Here is a 22,469-nt window from a genome sequence, read left to right as displayed (position 1 = left end):
TATTAATTCATAATACTTATCACACAATCTTAATTGTACTTCATTTAAAGTAACTTTACATCACCTTTTTTAAAAAACATCTATTATTTGATTTTTTTAAATTCAATTAATTTTATAGCATTTTCTTATACCATTGAAATTTATTATTGTAAATAATAACATATATAGTTACTCTATGTTTAGACTTCTTTAAATATTTCATTTGTACTTTAATTTTTTATTCTATACCTCTTAATTATATATAACTTTAAAACTTATATATCTTTCAATTTTGCATTATTTAAAGGCTTTATTTTTCAATTAATATTTTTTTCATAGCTATATATACATTGCAAAATTCACATTTAAGCATAAAAATAAGAATACCCTTAAAGAGTATTCTTATTTTTATTTATAGTATTATACAAATTAATCCGCCATTACCATCATTTATTATTTTTTCTAAGGTTCTTTGTATTTTTGTTTGAACATCTTCTGGCATTTTGTAAAGTTTCTTTTGAAGTCCTTCTTTACATAATTCCTCTAAAGATTTGCCAAACATATTACTTTGCCAAATTTCTGATGGGTCATTATCAAATTGTTCTAAAATAGATTGTACTAATTCTTCACTTTCTTTTTCAGTACCCATTATTGGTGAAACTTCTGTTTCTATATCAGCTTTAATTAAATGTAATGATGGTGCACTAGCTTTAAGTTTAACTCCATAGCCATTTCTACCCTTAACTTTTTCTGGTTTTTCTAATCTCATTTCAGTAAGTTGTGGTGCTACCATTCCATACCCTGTTTCTCTTACATCTCTTAAAGCATCTTTTATTTTATCATACTCTAATTTAGCTTCGTTAAATTCTCTCATTATATCAAGAAGTTCATCTTCCCCCCTAATTTCACAAGAGCAAACTTCACTTAAAATTTTATAGAATAATCCTGACTCAGGATTTAAAGCTAAGCTAACTGTACCACATCCTAAGTTAATATCATTTATTCTACTATTTTCTAAGAAGTCAAGTTCTGAGAAACCAAGGAAGCTCTTTTTCACGTCTCTAACTTTAAATATGTTCTTACACATTTCTCTCACTACAGACATAAATTGTTCTTTCAACCAATGAGATGGAGATAACTTTTCAATCCATTGAGGCATGTTAATTTCAATTTCCTTTATTGGGAATTCTTTTAAAACTGTCTCAAGAATCTTATCAATATCCATTTCACTCATACTCATGACATCTAAAATTTGTACTGGAACATCATATTTTTCCATCAAACTTTCTTGAAGTTCAATAGTTTCCTTGTCTTTAGGCTTATTAGAGTTTAATACTATAATAAATGGTTTTTTAATAGCTTTAAGCTCTTTTATAACCCTTTCTTCTGCTTCTAAGTAATCATTTCTGCTTATTCCTGTAATACTACCATCTGTAGTAACTACAATGCCTATAGTTGAGTGATCTGTAATTACCTTTTTAGTTCCTATTTCTGCTGCCTCTTCAAAAGGTATCTCATGCTCATACCAAGGAGTATTTACCATTTTAGGTGTTTCTCCTTCTTTGTAGCCTAGAGCTCCTTTAACAATATATCCTACACAGTCTACCATTCTAACCTTCAATCTTGTATCTTCATCAAACAAAATCTCTACAGCTTCATTAGGTATAAATTTAGGTTCAGTTGTATGAATAGTTTTACCAGAGGCACTTTGAGGTAATTCATCCTTAGCTCTTTCTTGCTTATGTGGATTATCTATGTTCGGAATAACCATAAGGTCCATGAACCTTTTAATAAATGTAGATTTACCTGTTCTTACAGGACCAACAACTCCTACATATATATCCCCTTGAGTTCTTTCTGCTATTTCTTTATATATATCAAAGTTTTCCAATATATATACCCTCCTATATACTTTCTACACTATATATATATTGAAAAACTAAAAAAGTATTACAACTTTTTTTAATATATTAATAAATTTCTTGTTTTTTATCTCTCGTCATTAATTCATGAACTGCTTCATCAAGATTTTTATTTTCAAACAGGACATAATAAAGGGTTTTAGTAATAGGCATATCTTCATTAAGCTTTTCACTTAACAAATGAAAAGCTTTACATGCTTTCATTCCTTCTACCACCATGCCAACTTCTTTACTAGCTTCCTCCATGGTATATCCCTTACCTATAAGTATACCAGCTCTTCTATTTCTACTATGCATACTTGTGCAAGTTACGATTAAATCACCCATGCCTGTTAAGCCATAAAAAGTTTCAGGTTTACCACCCATTCTCATACCAACTCTAGCTATTTCAGTCATACCTCTAGTCATAAGTGCTGCCTTTGTGTTATCACCATAGCCTATGCCATCTAATATACCAGCTGCTAAAGCAATTATATTTTTAACTGCACCACCTATTTCAACACCAACTAAATCAGTGTTAGTGTAAACTCTAATTCTATCAGTCATAAATAAATCTTGTATTACCTTTGCGGATTCTTCATCAAAGGATGAAGAAACCAAGGTAGTAGGTATATTAACAGCAACTTCCTCTGCATGACTAGGGCCAGATAATACAACCACCTTATTATTAGGAAGTTCTTCTTGAATAACCTGTGATAGCCTCTTTAAGGAGTTTTGTTCTATACCTTTAGCTATATTTACAACAATAGCATCTTTATTAATTATATCTTTTAATTTCTCACTTACTTCTTTTATAACGTGAGAAGGGGTGCCTAGTACTACTACATCAGCACCTTCTATGGCATCTCTCATATTTGTATACGCACTTATACCTTCTGGAAGTTTTACCTCCTTTAGATATTTAGAGTTTCTTTTGTTAATATTAATATCATTAACTACTTTTTCATCTCTAGCCCAGATAGAAATCTGTATCTTCTTTTGTGCCAGTGCTATAGCAAGAGCTGTACCAAAGCTCCCGCCACCTATGAAAGCGACCTTTGCCATATTTTATTCCTTCCTTTCTCTAAAGATAAATTTAATTCCTGTTCCTCTAAATCCAAAACTTGCTCTTAATTGATTTTCTAAGTATCTTCTATAAGAGAAGTGAACTAATTCTGGATTGTTAACAAAGAATATGAATGTAGGTGGTTTAACTCCAACCTGACTCACATAAAATATTTTTAATCTTCTTCCACCAACTACTGGTGGCTCTTTCATTAAAATAGCTTTACTTATTACTTCATTTAAGATACCTGTAGAAACACGTTTCTCATAGTTATCGTAGCATTGTTTAGCCATTTCTAATACTTTATTTACTCTTTGACCAGTTTTAGCTGAAATAAATACAAAGTCAGCATACTGCATAAAGTTTAATGTACTTTTTAATTGTTTTGTGTAAATATCTAAAGTTTTATCATCTTTCTCCATTAGATCCCACTTGTTAACAACAACTAAAATAGCTTTGTTTTGCTCATGAGCGTATCCTATTATTTTTTCATCTTGATCTGTTAAACCTTCTATTGCATCTATAACAAGTATACAAACATCAGCTCTTTCTACAGATGCAAAACTTCTAATAACACTATATCTCTCAATTTCTTCTTTAACCTTGCTTTTTCTTCTAACTCCAGCAGTATCTATTAATGTAAATTTACCAATTTCATTTTCAATATTACTGTCTATAGCATCTCTTGTTGTACCTGGAATATTACTTACGATATTTCTATCTTCTCCTAGTATTTTGTTTATAAGAGATGACTTTCCTACGTTTGGTTTTCCTACAACTGCTATGCTAATAGGTGCATCTTCCTCTTCTTCTTCACTTTCTGTTTTGAAGTTAGCAACTACCTCATCTAACATATCTCCTAAACCTAAAGCTTGATTAGCAGAAATTGCAATAGGAGTTCCTAAACCTAAGTTATAGAATTCATATAAATTATCCTCTTCTGCTATTCTATCAATCTTATTAACAACTAATACCACAGGTTTAGAACTTTTTCTAAGCATTAATGCAACTTCATTATCTGAATCTGTTAATCCTTGTTTACCATCTACTATGAACATGATAACATCAGCTGTTTCAATTGCTATGTTTGCTTGTCTTCTCATTTGAGAAAAAATTATATCCTCATTTTCTGGCTCAATACCACCAGTATCTATCATAGTGAATGTTTTATTTAACCATTCACCCTCTGCATATATTCTGTCTCTTGTAACTCCTGGACTATCCTGTACTATAGAAATTCTTTTTCCAGCAATTTTATTAAACAATGTAGATTTACCTACATTTGGTCTTCCAACTATTGCTACTATCGGTTTTGCCATTTATTATACCTCCCTACAATGATCATCTATAAGTTGAATTAGATCTTCACCTGTGAAATCACAAATAATTATTTTCTTTTTTAATATTTCCTCTAACTTTGGAACTGTGTAGTTATCTAAAAGTAACTGTTCATCACATTTTCCTAGTTCATATCCTTTTTTTAATAAATTATTAGGCATAACTATGTAATCTCCAAGGTCAACACCTTTAAGTTGATCTATTATATCTTCTCCAGTTAATAACCCTGTTACTGTTATAGTATCACCAAAGAAGTTATTTATTATTTTTTTCACTTCAATATGTATATTCGGATTTGTATCCATTATCATTTTAGATATCTTGTTTATATGTTTATATGCTGAACTACCTGTTACAAAAGTGAATTTACCACCCTTGTTTATATCTAAAATCTCTAAGTTCTCTTTTATAGTATTCTCTAAAAGTCTTAGCATACCAACACCATCTTCTAATTGATCGTAGGAACCATAAAACTCAGCTTGTGGTAACTCCTCTTCAGCCATAACATAAAACTCATCAGATAATCTTATAAAAGGATGCCCTATCTCTTTCATAAATTTATCTGAATACTTTTTCACTAATTCAATTTCTTGCTTCGCTGTTTCCTTAGTGTATGTTTTAAGCTTAGGTAGATTATCTCTAAATTTAGTAATTCCTAATGGTACAGCTGCTATATTCTGTACTGATGGATAAAGTTCATATAAGTCCTTTATAGTTCTCTCTAACTCTTCTCCATTATTCAATCCAGGACAAAGCACTAATTGACAATTTATCGAAATACCTGCTTCACTAAATCTCTTTAAGTATTCATATACCTTCCCTGCAAATCTATTGTTTAGCATTTTAACCCTTAGTTCAGGATTAGTAGTATGTACTGAAACGTTTATAGGACTAATTCTATATTTTATTATTCTTTCTATATCTTCTTCCTTCATATTTGTTAAAGTAACAAAGTTTCCTTGTAAAAAAGATAGTCTTGAATCATCATCTTTAAAGTACAGTGTTTCTCTCATTCCCTTTGGAAGCTGGTGAACAAAACAAAACATGCAATTATTAGTACAAGTTTTAGCCTTATCCAGTATAGCTTCTGCAAACTCTATACCTAGCTCTTCATCATAATCCTTTTCTACTTCTATTTCCCAAATCTCTCCACAGCTTTTTTCTATTTCAAGTTCTAAATATTCATCTGTAATTAAAAATCTATAATCTATTATATCTTTTATCGCATTACCATTAATACTTATTAGCTTATCACCTGGTTCTATTTCAACCTCTTCAGCTATGCTATTCGGAAGAACTTTTTCTATTATGTTATTCATTTTTTCCTCCTTAACCATTAGATTTATCCATTAAATAATATTAACCTATTGACGTCTCTAAGTCAACGTATACATGACCCTATAAAAAAAACTATCGGAAATATTATTCCCAATAGTTTTTTACTCTAATCATTTAATGACACTTGATGGCCTGTAACAAGATAAATTGTCCATTCACATATGTTGGTTAAATGATCACCTATACGTTCTAAGAATTTAAGCATGAATAGTAATTTTGTTCCATTTTCTATTAAAACCTTTTCATCCTTCATATCATTCAATATAAGAGAATGTAAACTCATATATAATTCATCTAAGCTATCATCAGTTTTGCACACTTCATAAGCTTTATCTTTATCAGCATGTATATAAGATTCTATAGATCCTTTTATCATATAGGATATTATATTTTTCATATCACTAATTTCCTTTAGGTGTCTAATATACTCCTTTTCATTATCTAATCTTTGAGTAATTCGTGCTATAGACACACAATGGTCTGCAATACGTTCTAAATCAGTAACAATTTTACTTATAGTGAATATTTTTCTTAAGTCTGTTGCTAAAGGTTGCTGAGTAGCTATTAATATAATTGCTTTGTTTTCTACTTCCTTTTCCAAAGCATCTATTTCATCATCTTCCTTAATTACCTTCTCAGCTAAATCACAATCTTCGTTTAACAAAGATTTAACTGCCCTATCTAACTGTTGTTCCACCATATTCCCCATAGTCTTTAAATCATTTTGAAGCTCTTTCATACTGTTTTCAAAACTATCTCTCACAGACAACACCTCATTTTAATTTTTCTTTTATTTTAACCAAATCTTCCTGTTATATAATCCTCAGTTCTTTTATCCCTTGGATTAGAGAAGATTTCTTTTGTATCGTTAAATTCCACAACTTCTCCTGATAAGAAGAAAGCTGTCTTATCTGAAATTCTACCCGCTTGTTGCATATTATGAGTTACTATTATGACTGTGTACTTATTTTTTAACTGCACTATTAATTCTTCTACTTTAGATGTAGATATAGGATCTAAGGCTGATGTTGGTTCATCCATTAAAATAACTTCTGGTTCAACAGCCAAAGTTCTAGCTATACATATTCTTTGTTGCTGCCCTCCTGATAAACTCAAAGCACTTTTATTAAGTCTTCCCTTAACTTCTTGCCATATAGCAGCATCCTCTAAGCTTCTCCTTACTATCTCATCTAACTTTTTCTTTTCTCTTATACCATGAATTCTTGGTCCATATGCAACATTATCATAAATTGACATAGGAAATGGATTTGGTTTTTGGAATACCATTCCTATACCTTTTCTTAATTCTATTACATCATAATCTTCTTTATATATATTTTTTTCTTCATATAAAACTTCACCCTCTATTTTTACAGAAGGTATTAAATCATTCATTCTATTTAAAGTTCTTAAAAAAGTAGACTTTCCACATCCTGATGGACCAATAAATGCAGTTACCTCATTCTTTTCTATCTTTAAATTTATATCTTTTAAAGCATGATTATTCCCATAAAATAAATTTAAATTTTTAGTTTCTAAAACCTGCATATCAACTTCTCCTCTAAAAAACTAACTTTCTCCGCTAAACTTTTTATATACTTTATTACCTATTATTCTTGATAAAACATTAAATATTATCACCATAACTATAAGTACCGCAGCAGCTCCTGCAGCAATTTGTGCAGCATCAGGAACTATTCCCTCTGTATTAAGCTTCCAAATATAAACTGATAAAGTTTCTGCTGGTCTAAATATATTAAATGGTGATGACTTTGTAAATAATGCAGCACTACTGAAATTAAGTGGTGGTGCACTCATACCTGCAGTGTATAATAAAGCTGCAGATTCTCCGAAAATTCTACCTGATGCTAGTATAACCCCTGTTAAAATCTGAGGGAAAGCACTCGGTAATATAACCCTTTTTATAGTTTGCCATCTTGTTGCTCCTAATCCTAAACTTGCTTCCTTAACAAGCTTAGATGAACTTCTTATGGCATCCTCTGTAACTCTAGTTAAAGATGGAAGATTTAATATTGTTATTACTAAGGCTCCCGAAAATAATGTAAATCCCCATTTTGTCATATTTACTAAAACTAAAAATCCAAATAACCCAACTACTATAGAAGGCAATGATGCCATAGTTTCTATGCATAGTCTTATTATATTTAAAAACATACCTTCCTTAGCATATTCAGCTAAATAAATTCCTGCTCCAACCCCTAAAGGTACTGTTAATACAAGTGATATTATTAACATATAAAAGGAGTTAAATAATTGAAGTCCTATGCCTCCACCTGATGCTCCAAATTTAGGTGTCCCAAATAAAAACTTAGGATTAAATGCATTTTTTCCTTTTAATAATATATATGCAAACATTGCAACCAATAAAAATGATATTAAAAAACTTACTATATAAAAAACTATTGTCCAAATTTTATCCGATGTTTTAGCCTTCATCTATAGATCCCCTCTCTTTCCAAGGGCTTTAGTAATTATAATAAATAAAAATGATATTACAAGTAGTATAAGTGCAAGTGACCATATAGCATCGTTCCATAAGGTTCCTGAAACTGTATTTGCCATGTCCATGGTTATAACACTTGTCAAAGTAGTTGTAGGATCTAAAAGATTCATCGGCACCTTAACATTATTACCAATTACCATCTGAACCGCTAAAGCTTCTCCAAAAGCTCTTGCAAGTCCTAAAATAACTGAAGTTAAAATTCCACTTTTACTAGCTGGTAAAATAACCTTTTTTATAGTCTGCCATCTAGTTGCACCCAAGCCATAAGATCCTTCTAAATATTCTCTAGGAACTCTTTTTATAGCATCTGAAGATATAGTAGCAATGGTTGGTAAAATCATAACACTTAGTACAATAATACCAGCTAATACGCTAAACCCTAGACCACCAAATCTATCTCGAATGAATGGAACTAATACATTAATACCTATTAATCCATATACAACTGAAGGTATTCCCACAAAAAGTTCCATTACTGGTTGTATAACTTTTTTCCCTAGGGAAGGAGAAATAAAATTACTAAATATAGCCATAGATAGCGCTATAGGTGTGCTTATTAAGACAGCACCTATAGACACTATTGATGAACCAACTATAAAAGTCATGGCCCCAAGTTCTGGGACCTCTGCTCCTGGATTCCACTTAAAGCTAAATATAAAGTCCTTTAAGGAATATCCATGTTTAGTAAAGGTACTTACTCCTTTTACTCCTAGAAAAGCAATTATACTTATTGTTAAAAATATTATTAAAAATCCACAGAAGGTTACTAGCCCTCTTCCTAAATATTCATTTTTTATATTTTTACAAAGGTTTTTGCCTTTCATAATTTTCTACCTTCTTATCATCAAAATAATTATTTTTTAAATTTACTCATTGGTATATATCCAGCTTTTTCAAGAACAGCTTCATTTTCTGAACTTACCATGTAATCTAAGAAAGCTTTAGTTACTCCAGTTGCTTCACCCTTTGTATACATGTATCCATAAGACCAGAAAGGATATTTCTTTTCTCCTATATTTGCAATTGTTGCTTCTGTTCCATCTATTTTTATAACATTAACTTCTTTCTTAACATCTTCACTTAAATAAGAAAGAGCTAAATATCCTATTCCACCTTGAATTTGTTTTAAGGAAGTTCTTACTCCTCCACTTGATGTTTGAGTTGTTCCTAAACCTTCTTTTTCCTTTTCTCCATCCATTACACTTTTAACAAATGTTGCTCTTGTTCCTGATGAAGCTTCTCTATTAATTATATTGATTTCTTTATCTTCTCCCCCAACTTCTTTCCAGTTAGTTACTTCACCTTTAAATATTTTCTTAATTTGATCCTTAGTTAAATTATCTATTTTCACATCTTTGCTAGTTACTAGCGCAAATCCTTGTGCACATACTTCATGATTAACCAATTCTTTTGCTTTAGCTTCATCTTTTAACTTTTCTTCTGCTGGAACATCTGAGTTTCCTATTTCTATAGTACCTTCTGATACTTGATTTATTCCAGCTCCACTTCCTCCACCTTGAACATTTACAATTGCATCTGGATATTTAGCTCTAAAATTATTAGCTACTTCTTCAACAAGTGGTTGTAATGCAGTAGATCCTAAACTAGTAATAGTACCTTCTATTTTTTCTTTTTGTTGTTCCCCTGAACTTACTTGATTATTTGATTCTTTACCCTCATCTTTATTAGTACATCCTACAAAAGCACCAGCCATTAAAGATATTGTTAACACACATATTAAAGCCTTCATTTTTTTTGATTTCATTTTATTCCCCTCCATGTACTTAATGAACTTTTTTAATATTTAACGTTCATAAGATGATTTCAAATGTTCTTTACATTTTTAATTATATCTTTCCATAGTTAAGCCCATATTATGTATAAGTTAAACAAAGTTATGTTAAGTTAAATAAACTTAACACAAGGAAATAAAAAAACAAAGGACCCCTTGCAATCGCTGCAAAGCGCCCTTATTTTCTATAATAATAATTTCAAGTTTACTATTAAGCCTTTTATAAATTATATCAATTGTTATTTTGAATTTACATTTAAAATAACAGTGAACTTTGTACCTACCCCTATCTTACTTTCTACAAAGATTTTACCATCAAATAATTTTACTATATGTTTAACTATAGCAAGTCCTAGTCCTGTTCCACCATTATTTCTAGATCTAGCTTTATCAACCCTATAAAATCTTTCAAAAAGCTTTGACAAGTGTTCTTCCTCTATTCCTATTCCATTATCCTCCACTGTAATTTTAACCTTATCGCCCATAAGCTCCTTATTTACAATTACAATACTTCCCTCACCTGAATACTTAACAGCATTATCAACTAAGTTTATTATCATTTGCTTAAATTTATCTTCATCTCCATAAATATCTGGTAGCATATCACCTGTTATTTTTATATTTATACTTTTTTCTTGAGCAGCAACCTTAATCATATAATAAACATCTCTTATTATTTTATTAGCATCTATATATCCAAAACTTGTTTCTCCTTGTTGTTCTAAATGAGACAATAATAATATATCATTTATAAGTCTAGTAAGCCTTTCAGCTTCTTCGTTTATAATATCCAAAAACTTCTCTCTAATTTTAGGGTCATCCACTTCTTTTAAAGTCTCTGCAAAACCCTTTATAGAAGTAAGTGGCGTTTTAAGTTCATGAGTTACATTAGTTACAAATCTAGATCTAATATTCTCCAATCTTTTTATATCCGTTATATCCTGTATAACTATTACCATACCTATATGTTCATTTCTATTTATTATGTCAGCCTTCTTTATTCTAAGTTCCTTATTATCTATATTGAACAATTGTATTTCTTCATAATTATTTTCGTCATTTTTAAGCATTTCACTAAGCATTTTGCATTGTTCTGACTTTAAAATATTTTCTCCAATAACTTCTTTAGTCATATGAAATAAATTTAAAGCATAGGGATTTATCATAATTATATTTTCATCTCTATCTATAGCAATAATCCCACTGTCAATGCTTTCAATTATAGCTTTTAACTTATTATGTTCTTCTCTTGATTGTTTCAAAGTATTCTCTAATTTATTAGCCATTAAATTGAAATTTTTAGCTAAGGTTCCAGCTTCATCTGTACCTACTATATTAGCTCTTCTATAGAACTCTCCCTTAGCCATTTGAGAAGTAACTAAATCTAAGTCTTGGATAGGTTTAGTAAAATAGTATGCTAACTTATAACTAGCACCAAGTCCTATAATAGATGCTAAAAGCACTAACCATAAATAATATTTTAAATACTCATTTTGAAAAAACTCTAAAGAATTTAATTTCACAGAACTTCTAATAACACTTCCATCTGGACATGTAGTTGCCACATAAAGCATACTAAGATTAAATGTATCACTTTCCCTAATAACTTCATAGACTCCATGTTCTTTAGCTTTAATAAACTCTTCTCTTGAATCATGAGAGTCCATAGCTTCCCAATCAGTTCTATTATCATAAACTACATTTCCTTCTGTACTTATATAAGTGACTCTAATAGGGATACCTTGGAAATTATTATCGGTTAATATTTTACTGTAATCATAGTCATTATTAATTAAATAATTTTTTATAAAATCGTTATTGCTTCTTAAATAGTCTTTTACATTTTCCTCATTAGATTTTCTAAATATAAAATTAAACATTAGTGATACAACCAAAAGTACACTTATAATAATAGCCAGTATCACCATCATCAATTTTTTCTTCAACTTCTATTGCACCTCATTAAATCTATATCCAATTCCTCTAACTGTTTGAATATAAATAGGATTTTTATCATCTTCCTCTATCTTTTTTCTTAAATGTCTTATATGAACGTCTATGGTTCTTGTTTCTCCAATATATTCATAACCCCATATTTTTTCTAGAAGATACTCTCTATTAATAACTCTCCCCTTATTTTTAATTAAAGTTTCCAATAATTCAAACTCTTTAAGTGTAAGCTCTATCTTTACTTCATCCTTAAGAACTTCATGCTTTTCAAAATCTACAGTAATATTTCCAAAAACATATTTCTTCTCTTCATATTGTTGAGTAGTTCTTCTTAGTATAGCCTTTACCCTAGCTAAAAGCTCTCTCACTGAAAAAGGCTTAGTCATATAATCATCCGCACCTAATTCTAGCCCTAATATTTTGTCAAATTCCTCACCCTTAGCAGTTAACATTATTATTGGAATATTAGCAGTATAGCTACACTTTCTAAGTTCCTTACATACATCATATCCATCCATACCTGGTAACATTAAATCTAGTAAGATTATTTGTGGTGTGTGTTCCTTAGCAAGCTTTAAAGCCTCTATCCCATCTGTAGCCTTTATAACTTCATAACCATTTTTCTCCAAATTGAAGCCTATAAGCTCTAAGATGTGAATTTCATCGTCTACAACAAGTATTTTAGAATTTGGCATAATTTTTCCTCCATAAGCTCTTAATTATTTTATATACACATAGGAAAACATTCTTCCTGAATTTTCTTTATCTTTTCTATAAGAATGTAATTTAAATTCTTTATTGCAATATGTGCATAATTTAATATCTATTATATTCTCTTCCATAACCCCGAATTCTTTTAGCTGTTTTAATATACAATTGTATAAACTTAAATGTCTCCCTTTATTTATTTCTATGTTTTTATACAAATCCCTTTCTTTAAAACTATTTATTAATTCTTCACTAACTTCATAACAACATTCTCTATTATGAGGACCTATAAAAGCTTTAATATCTTCACCATTACTTCCATATACCTCTTTCATCTTAGTTAATGTCTTAAGTACTATTTCTTTTATAGTACCTTGCCATCCACTATGTACAGTTGCTACTACATTATTTTTTTCATCATACAATATAACAGGAACGCAATCTGCTGTAAATACCCCAATTATCTCTTCCCTTTTATTACTTATAATCGCATCTCCTTCTTTGACATCATGAGGATTTATAAAAATACAATCACTATGTATTTGATTTAAGTAATTTAATTCCCTTACATTATGATAATTAATTAGCTTCTTCAAATTTTGCTTACCTATAACAGTATTCTTATTAAAATCCAAGTTTTTTTCAGCTGTTGAAAAAACTATTTTTACATTTTCTAAATCATAAGTAATAAATGTTCCCATATCATTATTTATTATTTTCATAGTATTGCCCTCCCACTTCATGTAATACTATTATACTGTTAAACCTTACATAAGCTTTATAGTATTTATACATTTTTAACATAGTTTTAACTTAAAATCCTCTTCAATAATCAAAAATGGAGAAAACTTCAAGTTTTCTCCATTTTCAATCCCTTAAATTATTTCATTACTTGAAAAATTTATTTAGATTATGAATTTCTCTTAATAGAACTATCTCTTATCAATTAATCCTCTTATTTCTTCCATAAAGGTATTAATATCCTTAAACTGTCTATATACTGATGCAAACCTTACATAGCATATTTCATCAGTTTCCTTTAATATGTTCATAATTATTTCCCCTATATGATCTGAAGATACCTCAGTAGTCATATTATTATATAGCTGCTTTTCAACCTCTTCAGCTATATCCTCTATTTTTTGTCTAGAGACAGGTCTTTTTTCACAGGCTTTCATCAAGCCATTTATAATCTTAGTTCTATCAAAATATTCTCTACTACAATCTTTTTTAATTACCAAAATAGGTATATTTTCAACTTTTTCATAGGTTGTATATCTTTTTCCGCAACCTAAGCATTCTCTTCTTCTTCTTATTGCAGAATCATCATCTGTAGCTCTTGAATCAACAACCTTACTTTCAGCATAATTACAATATGGACATTTCACTTTATTCACATCTTTTCCTTATATATTTTTATAATAATAAAATCTCTTTAGCCCAATACCAAAGTCTTCTTTTACATTTTTCATCTATACCTGTAAACTATTATATTTTTCTATAACTTAAATTATTATAGACCTTACACTATAGATAAAATAATATTATCATTATTTTATTATTTTTTCTACATTTTTATATATGTTTTATTAATATGCTGTTATGTTTAAAATTCACTTTCCCCTAAATCTATAGCATCAACTAAGATTACATCAACGCCTATCTTAGTTATTCTATTCCAAGGTATTTCAATATCACTTTCCTTAGCAAGCCATGAAACCTTCTGTGTTGGAATTACAATACTAGCTATTCTATATTCATCACAGTCTATAACAAAATCTTTTATTATGCCTAATTTCCTGCCAGTATTTATATCGATAACTTCCATATTTCTCATATTGTTTATAGAAAATAGATCCTCTTCTAACATACTTTAATCCCCCTTATACTTTCTCTTACCATAAATATATTATGAACTCTTATAAAATATGCTAAAAAAAATAGAGCCTTGCGGCTCTATACGTATTTGCGCATGTGCTTTAATGCTGATTTTTCAAGTCTTGAAACCTGTGCTTGAGATATGCCAATCTCATCAGCAACTTCCATTTGAGTTCTACCATTGAAAAATCTTAAATTCAAGATTAATTTTTCTCTTTTATTTAATTTTTTCATAGCCTCATTTATAGATAGACTTTCAATCCAGTTTTCATCTCCAGTTTTTCCATCACTTATTTGATCCATTACAAAAATAGCATCTCCACCATCATGATATATTGGTTCAAATAAAGATACAGGATCTTGAATTGCATCTAATGCAAATACAACATCTTCTCTTGGTATTTGTAATTCTTCTGCTATTTGAGATATAGTAGGCTCTTTATTGTTTTTATTAATTAAAGCATCTCTTACCTGCAGAGCTCTATAGGCTATATCTCTTAAAGATCTACTGACTCTAATAGAGTTGTTGTCACGTAAATAACGTCTTATTTCACCTATTATCATAGGTACTGCGTAGGTTGAAAACTTTACATTTTGAGATAAATCAAAATTGTCTATAGCCTTTATTAGTCCGATACATCCAACTTGAAATAAATCATCTACATTTTCGCCTCTATTGTTAAACCTTTGGATTACACTTAACACAAGCCTTAAGTTTCCTCTTATAAACTTTTCTCTGGATTCTTTATCTCCATTTTTTAAAGCTTGCAAAAGTTCTTTCATCTCTTTTTCATTCAATACAGGCAATTTAGATGTATTGACTCCGCAAATTTCAACTTTATTTATCATCATAAGGTCATCCATCCCTTCAGTATAGTTGCTTTTTTATTATTTCCCGCTTCAAAAGCTTTTATACTATAGACAAACCTATATCATTTTATTAATTTCTTTTTTTAATCTTTTAATAATTCTTTTTTCCAATCTTGAAATATAAGATTGAGAAATTCCAAGCATGTCTGCAACTTCCTTTTGAGTTTTTTCCAAAGTACCATTTAAACCAAATCTAAGCTGTACTATCTCTCTTTCTCTTGTATTTAATTTATCCATAGCAAGTACTAAAAGATGCTTGTCTACTTCATCTTCTATCATGTTATATACCATATCATTTTCTGTTCCTAATATATCTGATAGTAACAATTCATTACCATCCCAATCTATGTTTAAAGGCTCATAGAAAGATATCTCAGCTTTCATCTTGCTATTTCTTCTTAAATACATTAGTATCTCATTTTCAATACACCTTGAAGCATATGTTGCAAGTTTTATCATCTTTTCAGGATCAAAGGTATTAACAGCCTTTATAAGACCTATAGTCCCAACAGAAATTAAATCCTCTATGTTAACTCCCGTATTTTCAAATTTTCTAGCAATATAAACAACTAATCTGAGGTTTCGCTCAATTAAAGTTGATCTTATATGTTCATCACCTTGCACTATTTTACTCACTAATTCTGTTTCTTCTTCCTTTGTTAAAGGAGGTGGTAAAGCATCATTTCCTCCAATGTAAAATATCTCTTTGCAAAATAATCCTAACCTTGTTACTATCTTATTAAACCATAATTTAATCTTTAACATATAATCCCCCCTAAACCTATAAGACTCCTCTTGATAAAAGTCCATTAAAATCTCCACTATTACTTAATTTATCTTTGCAAAATGCTATTATCACTTCTTTACTCTCTATATTTTTATCATCTATGTGTATATCAACATGCTTTGGTTTGATTCCATATAAGTTACCCTTATTTCCATTAACTACCCTATAGGGAATAGTAAACATGTCATCCTCCTTTAAGGTCATAGTATTAATAATCCCCTCTTCAATGACTATAACTGGTAAGTTAGTCACTGGTTCTCTTAACTCGTTCCCCGTATCTAAAAAAGCCTGTACAGTTTTTTTAGATTCATCAAAGAAAATGTCCACATTATAAACAAGTTTATGTATATCTTTTCTGTCTTTTATATAAATTACCATTCTATCAATAAAAATAGCTAAGATCATAACTGATAAAAGCAACTTTTTGTAAGAAAAATCCCATATGATTCCGTCAGCTGGTAAAGCTCCCATTTCATTAAATTTAATAAAGACACACATACCCGCTAAAACCATTGAATACATTATAAAAATAAGAGTACTTTTTATTATTGTTGTAATCTTATTACCATAGGGTATCCATAGCATAATAAATGCCACACCAAACTTTAATATTAATTGTAAAATAGCGTTCATAGGATATATAAGCACCAAAATACAAGAAAGAGCTCCTATAAATGCACTTAAATAAACTCTTTTTAACTTAACTCTTATTCTCATAGTTCTTGTGGTAACATAAATTAAAAAAAAATTAACTAAAAAATTTTCCAAGAGCAACATATCTAAATATATCTCCATAAGCACTTCCCCCTTTTGGGAATATTATACAATTATTTTTCTTAAAATTTTGTCATTTTTTATACTCCAAATAAATTTTTCTTTTTGTATTTTTTGATATATTACCTCATATAATTTATGTATATATTTTTAAATTAAAAATATTTTATATAACACCCTTAAATTTAGCTATTTAAAATGCTTATGTCATTATATATGTAGAAAATTAATCTAAACTTATATCTTATAATCTTTTAATTAAATAAAAAAAATATGAGTTCTCATTTAATTAAAATAAGAACTCATATTTTTTATTATATTTAAATTTATAATCTTTATTATTAGATTTACTTTATATAAATAAAATATTATCTACCTTGCCTTCTTAAAAAAGGTGGAATTTCTATATCTAAAGAATCATAGTCCATACCTCTTGAATTTGAACTTTCAGCAGGTTTTTTCTTAGATTCTTCTTCTATTTCTTTCTTTATAAATGAATCTTTTTCTGCTCTTTCATTTTCAAATCCAGTAGCTATTACTGTTATTCTTAACTCATCATTTAAACTCTCATCTATAACTGCACCAAATATAATATTAGCGTCTTGGTCTGCTGCTTCTTGTACAATTCCTGCTGCTTCACTGATTTCAAGTAATCCTAAATCACTTCCACCAGTAATATTTAAAAGAACTCCTGTTGCACCAACAATAGATGTTTCAAGTAATGGACTTGAAATAGCTTGCTTAGCAGCTTCTTGTGCTCTATTTTCACCAGTTGCTTTACCTACACCCATATGAGCAAGACCTTTGTCATACATTATAGTTCTAACATCTGCAAAGTCTAAGTTTACTAATCCAGGAATAGTTATTAAGTCAGATATACCTTGTACACCTTGTCTTAAAACGTCATCAGCATATTTAAAAGCATCTACTAATGATGTTTTCTTATCTACCATAGCAAGTAATCTTTCATTTGGAATTGTAACTAAAGTATCTACCTTATCCTTTAATTCTTTAATACCCATTTCGGCTTGAATCATTCTTTTTCTACCTTCAAATGGGAAAGGCTTAGTAACAACACCAACTGTTAATATGTTCATAGATTTAGCTATTTCTGCCACTACAGGAGCTGCACCAGTACCTGTTCCACCACCCATACCAGCAGTAATGAATACCATATCAGCACCTTTTATTGCTTGTGAAATTTCGTCTTTACTTTCTTGTGCTGCACTTTTTCCTATCTCTGGATTAGCACCTGCACCTAGTCCCTTAGTAAGTTTATCACCTATTTGAATTTTTTGACCAGCTTGCGATACTGCTAAGGCTTGCTTGTCCGTGTTTACTCCGATAAATTCTACATTTTTTAGTCCTTCTTTAATCATTCTATTGACAGCGTTATTTCCTCCGCCACCGCAACCAACTACCTTTATCTGAGCGAAATCCTTGATATCTACATCAAAATCTAACATATTATTACTACCTCCCTAGTTCTAGAAGAATTCTTCCAAAAATCCCTTTATTTTATTCATTATTCCACTTTTATTTTTTTCTTCATCTAAATCTTCCTCTGAATCATCTTCAAAGTCAGATTCTTCATGCTCAGTACTATTAAGCTCATTAACTTCCAACTCTTCTTTTAAGGAATTAGCGACATCCTCTAAGACTCCAACTACATTGGCATATACTGGACTTAAAGCACCTACATGTCTCGGCATTCCTATTTCTATTGGCATCTTAAATATGTCTTCAGCAATATCTATTATATGTTTAAACTGTGTTATTCCCCCACCAACTAATACAATGTTAGAAATCTTGTCATATAATTCATTTTTTTCAAGCTCAGTCTTAATAATTTGTAATATTTGCTCTACTCTAGCCTCAATAATTTGAGATAAAGTGCCTAATCCCACCTCTACAATATCATCATAGGAGGTCTTAACTTTTATAGACTCTTTTCTTTTTTCTTCATCACTGACTATTCCATATTGTATTTTTAAATCCTCAGCATTATTATAAGGGACTTTTAAACAAAGAGAAATATCCTTAGAAATATTATGTCCACCAATAATCATACTAGAATTATAACATGTTTTATCATTTTTATAAACAGAAATATCAACTGTTTCTAAGCCTATATCTACAACTGCAACACCACTATTTCTTTGTTCTCTTGATAAACATGCCATAGCTAAGGATATAGATTGAAGTGAAATTCCTTCAACTTTAATACCTGCTCTATTTACACTTCTTATAAAATCATCCAACGGATCCATCTCTGCCATTACAACTAGTGCATCAACTTCTAATCTTGACGCTTCCATGCCTATAGGATTTTTATAGCACCTATATCCATCTACATAATATTCCATTGGTATTGCTTCAATTATTTCCTTGCCTTCACTTACGTGCATAAGTTTAGAAGAATCCAAGACTCTTTTTATATCTTTTTCCTTTATTACACCACTTTCCTGAGAAATTGCAATAACACCTTTGTTTTTACAATATTCACACATGGCATTAGGAATAACCATATATGCTCTTTCTATACTAGTTTCTAGTATATCTTCTAATTGATTTTTGCACTTTACTATAGCTTTAACAACGTCATCTATACTTATAATTACAGAATTTTTAACTCCTGTACATTTAGCAGTAGCCAATGCTTCAACTTGTAAATCTCCATTATTATCTATAAATCCTGCAGAGGCACATACTTTTGAAGCACCAATGTCTATTGCTACTATGTGTTTACTCATAATATCTTCCCCCTTCAAGAGAATATCTAAGACTATATATTCAACACAAAGATTATTTTACCTTTTTTCTGGTTATAATAATTGTATTATTTGTGTTCAAAAAAGTTTTACCTCCTATCAATATAAAATAAATCTCAATAAATTACAATATATCACAAGTAAAATTTTGAAAAAAACTTTAAAATAATAAAAAATCAGCCTTCAATTTAATAAAAGCTGATTAATTACAACATATTTATACAGAAATTCTTTTAGATCCATTTAATTCCTTAAATAACTTTTTCAATGCTCTTTTTTCTATTCTAGATACATAAGATCTAGAAATTCCTAAAATAGAAGCTATTTCTCTTTGTGTCTTAGGCTTTCCATCAACGAGACCATATCTCATTTGAATTATTCCTCTTTCTCTTTCCATTAGAGAAGTGTTCATCTTATCATATAATCTTTTTATTTGTATTTTACTTTCAACTATATCAATAACTGAGTCATCTTCGCTGCTTAATATATCTAAAAGAGATATCTCATTCCCTTCTCTATCAACCCCAATAGGGTCTTGTAAATACACTTCTTTTTTTATTTTTTTACTATTTCTCATAAGCATAAGTATTTCATTCTCAATACACCTTGCCGCATATGTAGCAAGTCTTGTTCCCTTACATGGATCATAGGAATCGATCGCCTTGATTAGACCTATAGTTCCAATAGAAATCAAATCGTCAACATCTTTATTAGAATATGAATATTTCTTAACAATATGGGCTACAAGTCTCAAGTTTCTCTCTACTAGTACACCCTTGGCCTCTATGTCTCCTTCCTTCAATTTCATTAAATATTCTCTTTCTTCGCTTTCCTCTAAGGGCTGAGGAAAAGAGTTGTTTCCTGAAATATAAGCTGTCAAAAGAGTAGTATTCGTTACAAGTTCCAGTAAATAGTTAATAATTAACAAAGCAATTCCTCCTAATAGTGCTTATTATAATAATATGAATACTAGGAGGAAAAGTTTCGTATTTTTTAATTTTACTTAAAACTTAATTTTTATTTATTTTGTTCTACTTTAAATATTTATTTTCTTTCATTAAATCTAATACCTTATGAAATACTGGTGCAGCAGTAGTTCCACCTTCTTCTGGATACTCTGTATCCCATTTTATATCTTGAACAAATACCACCATTACATAGTTTTTATCATTGTAATTAAAAAACCCTGTAAACCATCCATCACAATGCTTTTCTCTTTCACCTTTATCATTTATCTCAAAATACTCAGTAGTTCCTGTTTTTCCACCTACATCAAAGCCATCAAATTTAGCATTATTACCTGTACCTGTAGCAGAATTAACTATATCCTTCATATTTTCTTTCAAACTACTTGCTGTACTCTTTTTGATTATTCTTTCTTTTTCAACTTCATAACCCTCAATTTCCTTTCCCTCATTATCAACAAATGAATCTATAATTTGTGGCTTAACATAATATCCATCATTAATTACAGTTGAAGGTATACTTAAAGCTTCTAGGGGCGTTATTCTAATTTTCTGTCCAATTGCAGAATGTCTTACTTGGTCTGTAGTTAAATTATTTTCATCAACCTCAAAATTCCCAGCTTGTTCATGATAAAGTCCAAGAACTTTTTCCATCATACCATGTTGTTTAGCTATTTTCTTTATGTTATCAAAACCAACTTCTTCTCCTATTTGATAAAAAATATCATTAGAAGACCATATTAATGCTTCCCTAACTGTAAGTTGATCCTTATTGTTAAATTCCTTTATATTTTTATTTCTTTTATATACTTTAGTAGGCCACGTTATTCCCTTTTCCATCCCCATTTCATGTACTATAACTTTGAAAATTGATCCCGGGAAATATCCATGATTGGAGGTAGCTCCTATATTTACATTAGGCAAATTATAATTTCTCTGTGTCAAAGCTCTGATTTTTCCAGTATCAGCCTCCATTAAAACTACTCCTACCTCATCATACTTTTCATACATTTCATCTTGTAACATATCATGTATCGAATCCTGTAGATTTTTATCTAAAGTTAATTTAAGGTTAACATTATGTTCCCCTTCAATATATTTAGGTTCCATGAGCTTTCCTGTTACATCTTTTTCATAAACTATCTTAGGTATAATGTTATCCTTTGTTTTATCTGCTATCATAGCCTCCAATGTATCTTTTGGTTTTTTGCTTCCATCCTTATTATCTAAGGGATTGGTTAAAAGATTTACTATATCCCAGTTATTTTTTTTATCTGTATTTGTACTTTCATAAATATACACACCTTTTATAAAATTAAGGTTATTCATCTCTTTTATTTTGTTATAAGTTTCCAAATCAATGTCATAGGTTATTTTGTCATTTAATGTCTTATTTATTTCATCTGGAAGAAGATAATCCTTATTATAATTTCTTAAAATATACTTTAAAGTTTTTATAGCTTCTGCTTCCATATCAGTATTAAATTTTTTATATGCAATAGGATCAATTACTATAGAATATTTTTTAATACTTTCGTAAAAGTTTTTATCATTACAATCATAAACTCTATAAGGAATATCCTCTAAGTTTTCTTTATATACATATTGACCATTTCCTATTGTAGCTAAAGTATTAGCTTTAATTATTCCTAAATAAGCATATCTAAAACCTAATCCTAGAAATGGTATTATTAAAATCATACTTGCATTTTTAAGTTTTTTATATTCGACTCTATATGGCTTATAAAACTCTCGGTTTTCTTCTTTTTTCACAGTCTTCTTAGATTCTTTTTTCTTTTTATTTCTTTTAAAACTAAACATAAAAAAA

At 29.5% G+C, this 22,469-nt stretch carries 21 protein-coding genes; all 21 read right to left on the bottom strand.

The window, feature by feature from the left end; all coding sequences use genetic code 11:
* Positions 1–391: 391 nt before the first annotated feature.
* A complete protein-coding gene (gene spoIVA / locus BUA48_RS01345; protein ID WP_072829306.1) occupies positions 392–1,870 on the bottom strand; it encodes a stage IV sporulation protein A in 1,479 nt (492 codons plus the stop codon).
* Positions 1,871–1,949: 79 nt separating this feature from the next.
* A complete protein-coding gene (locus BUA48_RS01340; RefSeq protein ID WP_072829304.1) occupies positions 1,950–2,945 on the bottom strand; it encodes an NAD(P)H-dependent glycerol-3-phosphate dehydrogenase in 996 nt (331 codons plus the stop codon).
* Between the two features lie 3 nt (positions 2,946–2,948).
* Positions 2,949–4,265, bottom strand: a complete 1,317-nt coding sequence (der, locus tag BUA48_RS01335; protein WP_072829302.1) for a ribosome biogenesis GTPase Der — start codon at positions 4,263–4,265, stop codon at positions 2,949–2,951.
* A gap of 3 nt (positions 4,266–4,268) precedes the next feature.
* A complete protein-coding gene (locus BUA48_RS01330) occupies positions 4,269–5,603 on the bottom strand; it encodes a DUF512 domain-containing protein (RefSeq protein ID WP_072829300.1) in 1,335 nt (444 codons plus the stop codon).
* A gap of 125 nt (positions 5,604–5,728) precedes the next feature.
* Positions 5,729–6,391, bottom strand: a complete 663-nt coding sequence (gene phoU / locus BUA48_RS01325; RefSeq protein WP_423231105.1) for a phosphate signaling complex protein PhoU — start codon at positions 6,389–6,391, stop codon at positions 5,729–5,731.
* Between the two features lie 26 nt (positions 6,392–6,417).
* Positions 6,418–7,170 carry a phosphate ABC transporter ATP-binding protein PstB gene (gene pstB / locus BUA48_RS01320; protein ID WP_072829298.1) on the bottom strand — a complete coding sequence of 251 codons (753 nt, stop codon included), beginning with the start codon at positions 7,168–7,170 and terminating at the stop codon, positions 6,418–6,420.
* A 21-nt stretch (positions 7,171–7,191) separates the two neighbouring features.
* A complete protein-coding gene (gene pstA / locus BUA48_RS01315; RefSeq protein ID WP_072829296.1) occupies positions 7,192–8,079 on the bottom strand; it encodes a phosphate ABC transporter permease PstA in 888 nt (295 codons plus the stop codon).
* Positions 8,080–8,970 (bottom strand): phosphate ABC transporter permease subunit PstC, encoded by an 891-nt coding sequence (pstC, locus tag BUA48_RS01310; RefSeq protein ID WP_072829294.1) that lies wholly within the window; start codon positions 8,968–8,970, stop codon positions 8,080–8,082.
* A 29-nt stretch (positions 8,971–8,999) separates the two neighbouring features.
* Entirely contained in the window at positions 9,000–9,911 is a 912-nt protein-coding gene (locus BUA48_RS01305; protein ID WP_072829292.1) for a phosphate ABC transporter substrate-binding protein, read from the bottom strand.
* Positions 9,912–10,177: 266 nt separating this feature from the next.
* Complete coding sequence (locus tag BUA48_RS01300; protein ID WP_072829290.1) at positions 10,178–11,884, bottom strand: HAMP domain-containing sensor histidine kinase; 1,707 nt, start codon at positions 11,882–11,884, stop codon at positions 10,178–10,180.
* 3 nt (positions 11,885–11,887) lie between these two features.
* Positions 11,888–12,583: a response regulator transcription factor gene (locus tag BUA48_RS01295; RefSeq protein WP_072829288.1), complete on the bottom strand. Its 696-nt coding sequence runs from the start codon at positions 12,581–12,583 to the stop codon at positions 11,888–11,890.
* A gap of 24 nt (positions 12,584–12,607) precedes the next feature.
* Positions 12,608–13,318, bottom strand: coding sequence for a peptidoglycan editing factor PgeF (pgeF, locus tag BUA48_RS01290; protein WP_072829286.1), 711 nt, complete (start codon positions 13,316–13,318; stop codon positions 12,608–12,610).
* Between the two features lie 210 nt (positions 13,319–13,528).
* A complete protein-coding gene (gene nrdR, locus BUA48_RS01285) occupies positions 13,529–13,984 on the bottom strand; it encodes a transcriptional regulator NrdR (RefSeq protein ID WP_072829284.1) in 456 nt (151 codons plus the stop codon).
* A 218-nt stretch (positions 13,985–14,202) separates the two neighbouring features.
* Positions 14,203–14,466, bottom strand: a complete 264-nt coding sequence (locus BUA48_RS01280; protein WP_072829282.1) for a YlmC/YmxH family sporulation protein — start codon at positions 14,464–14,466, stop codon at positions 14,203–14,205.
* 86 nt (positions 14,467–14,552) lie between these two features.
* Positions 14,553–15,326, bottom strand: a complete 774-nt coding sequence (gene sigG / locus BUA48_RS01275; RefSeq protein WP_072829280.1) for an RNA polymerase sporulation sigma factor SigG — start codon at positions 15,324–15,326, stop codon at positions 14,553–14,555.
* Positions 15,327–15,401: 75 nt separating this feature from the next.
* Positions 15,402–16,109: an RNA polymerase sporulation sigma factor SigE gene (sigE, locus tag BUA48_RS01270; RefSeq protein ID WP_072829277.1), complete on the bottom strand. Its 708-nt coding sequence runs from the start codon at positions 16,107–16,109 to the stop codon at positions 15,402–15,404.
* Positions 16,110–16,125: 16 nt separating this feature from the next.
* Positions 16,126–16,926, bottom strand: a complete 801-nt coding sequence (gene spoIIGA / locus BUA48_RS01265; RefSeq protein WP_072829275.1) for a sigma-E processing peptidase SpoIIGA — start codon at positions 16,924–16,926, stop codon at positions 16,126–16,128.
* Positions 16,927–17,273: 347 nt separating this feature from the next.
* A complete protein-coding gene (gene ftsZ, locus BUA48_RS01260; protein ID WP_072829273.1) occupies positions 17,274–18,371 on the bottom strand; it encodes a cell division protein FtsZ in 1,098 nt (365 codons plus the stop codon).
* Between the two features lie 21 nt (positions 18,372–18,392).
* Entirely contained in the window at positions 18,393–19,658 is a 1,266-nt protein-coding gene (ftsA, locus tag BUA48_RS01255; RefSeq protein WP_072829272.1) for a cell division protein FtsA, read from the bottom strand.
* A gap of 235 nt (positions 19,659–19,893) precedes the next feature.
* Complete coding sequence (sigK, locus tag BUA48_RS01250; protein WP_072829270.1) at positions 19,894–20,604, bottom strand: RNA polymerase sporulation sigma factor SigK; 711 nt, start codon at positions 20,602–20,604, stop codon at positions 19,894–19,896.
* Positions 20,605–20,707: 103 nt separating this feature from the next.
* A complete protein-coding gene (locus BUA48_RS01245; protein ID WP_084666001.1) occupies positions 20,708–22,462 on the bottom strand; it encodes a penicillin-binding transpeptidase domain-containing protein in 1,755 nt (584 codons plus the stop codon).
* Positions 22,463–22,469 lie beyond the last annotated feature (7 nt).

The sequence above is a fragment of the Clostridium collagenovorans DSM 3089 genome, from assembly GCF_900130005.1.
GTDB classification, from domain to species: domain Bacteria; phylum Bacillota; class Clostridia; order Clostridiales; family Clostridiaceae; genus Clostridium_D; species Clostridium_D collagenovorans.
The sequence above is the reverse complement of the archived record's forward strand: the minus strand, read 5'-3'. Positions and strand labels throughout refer to the sequence as shown.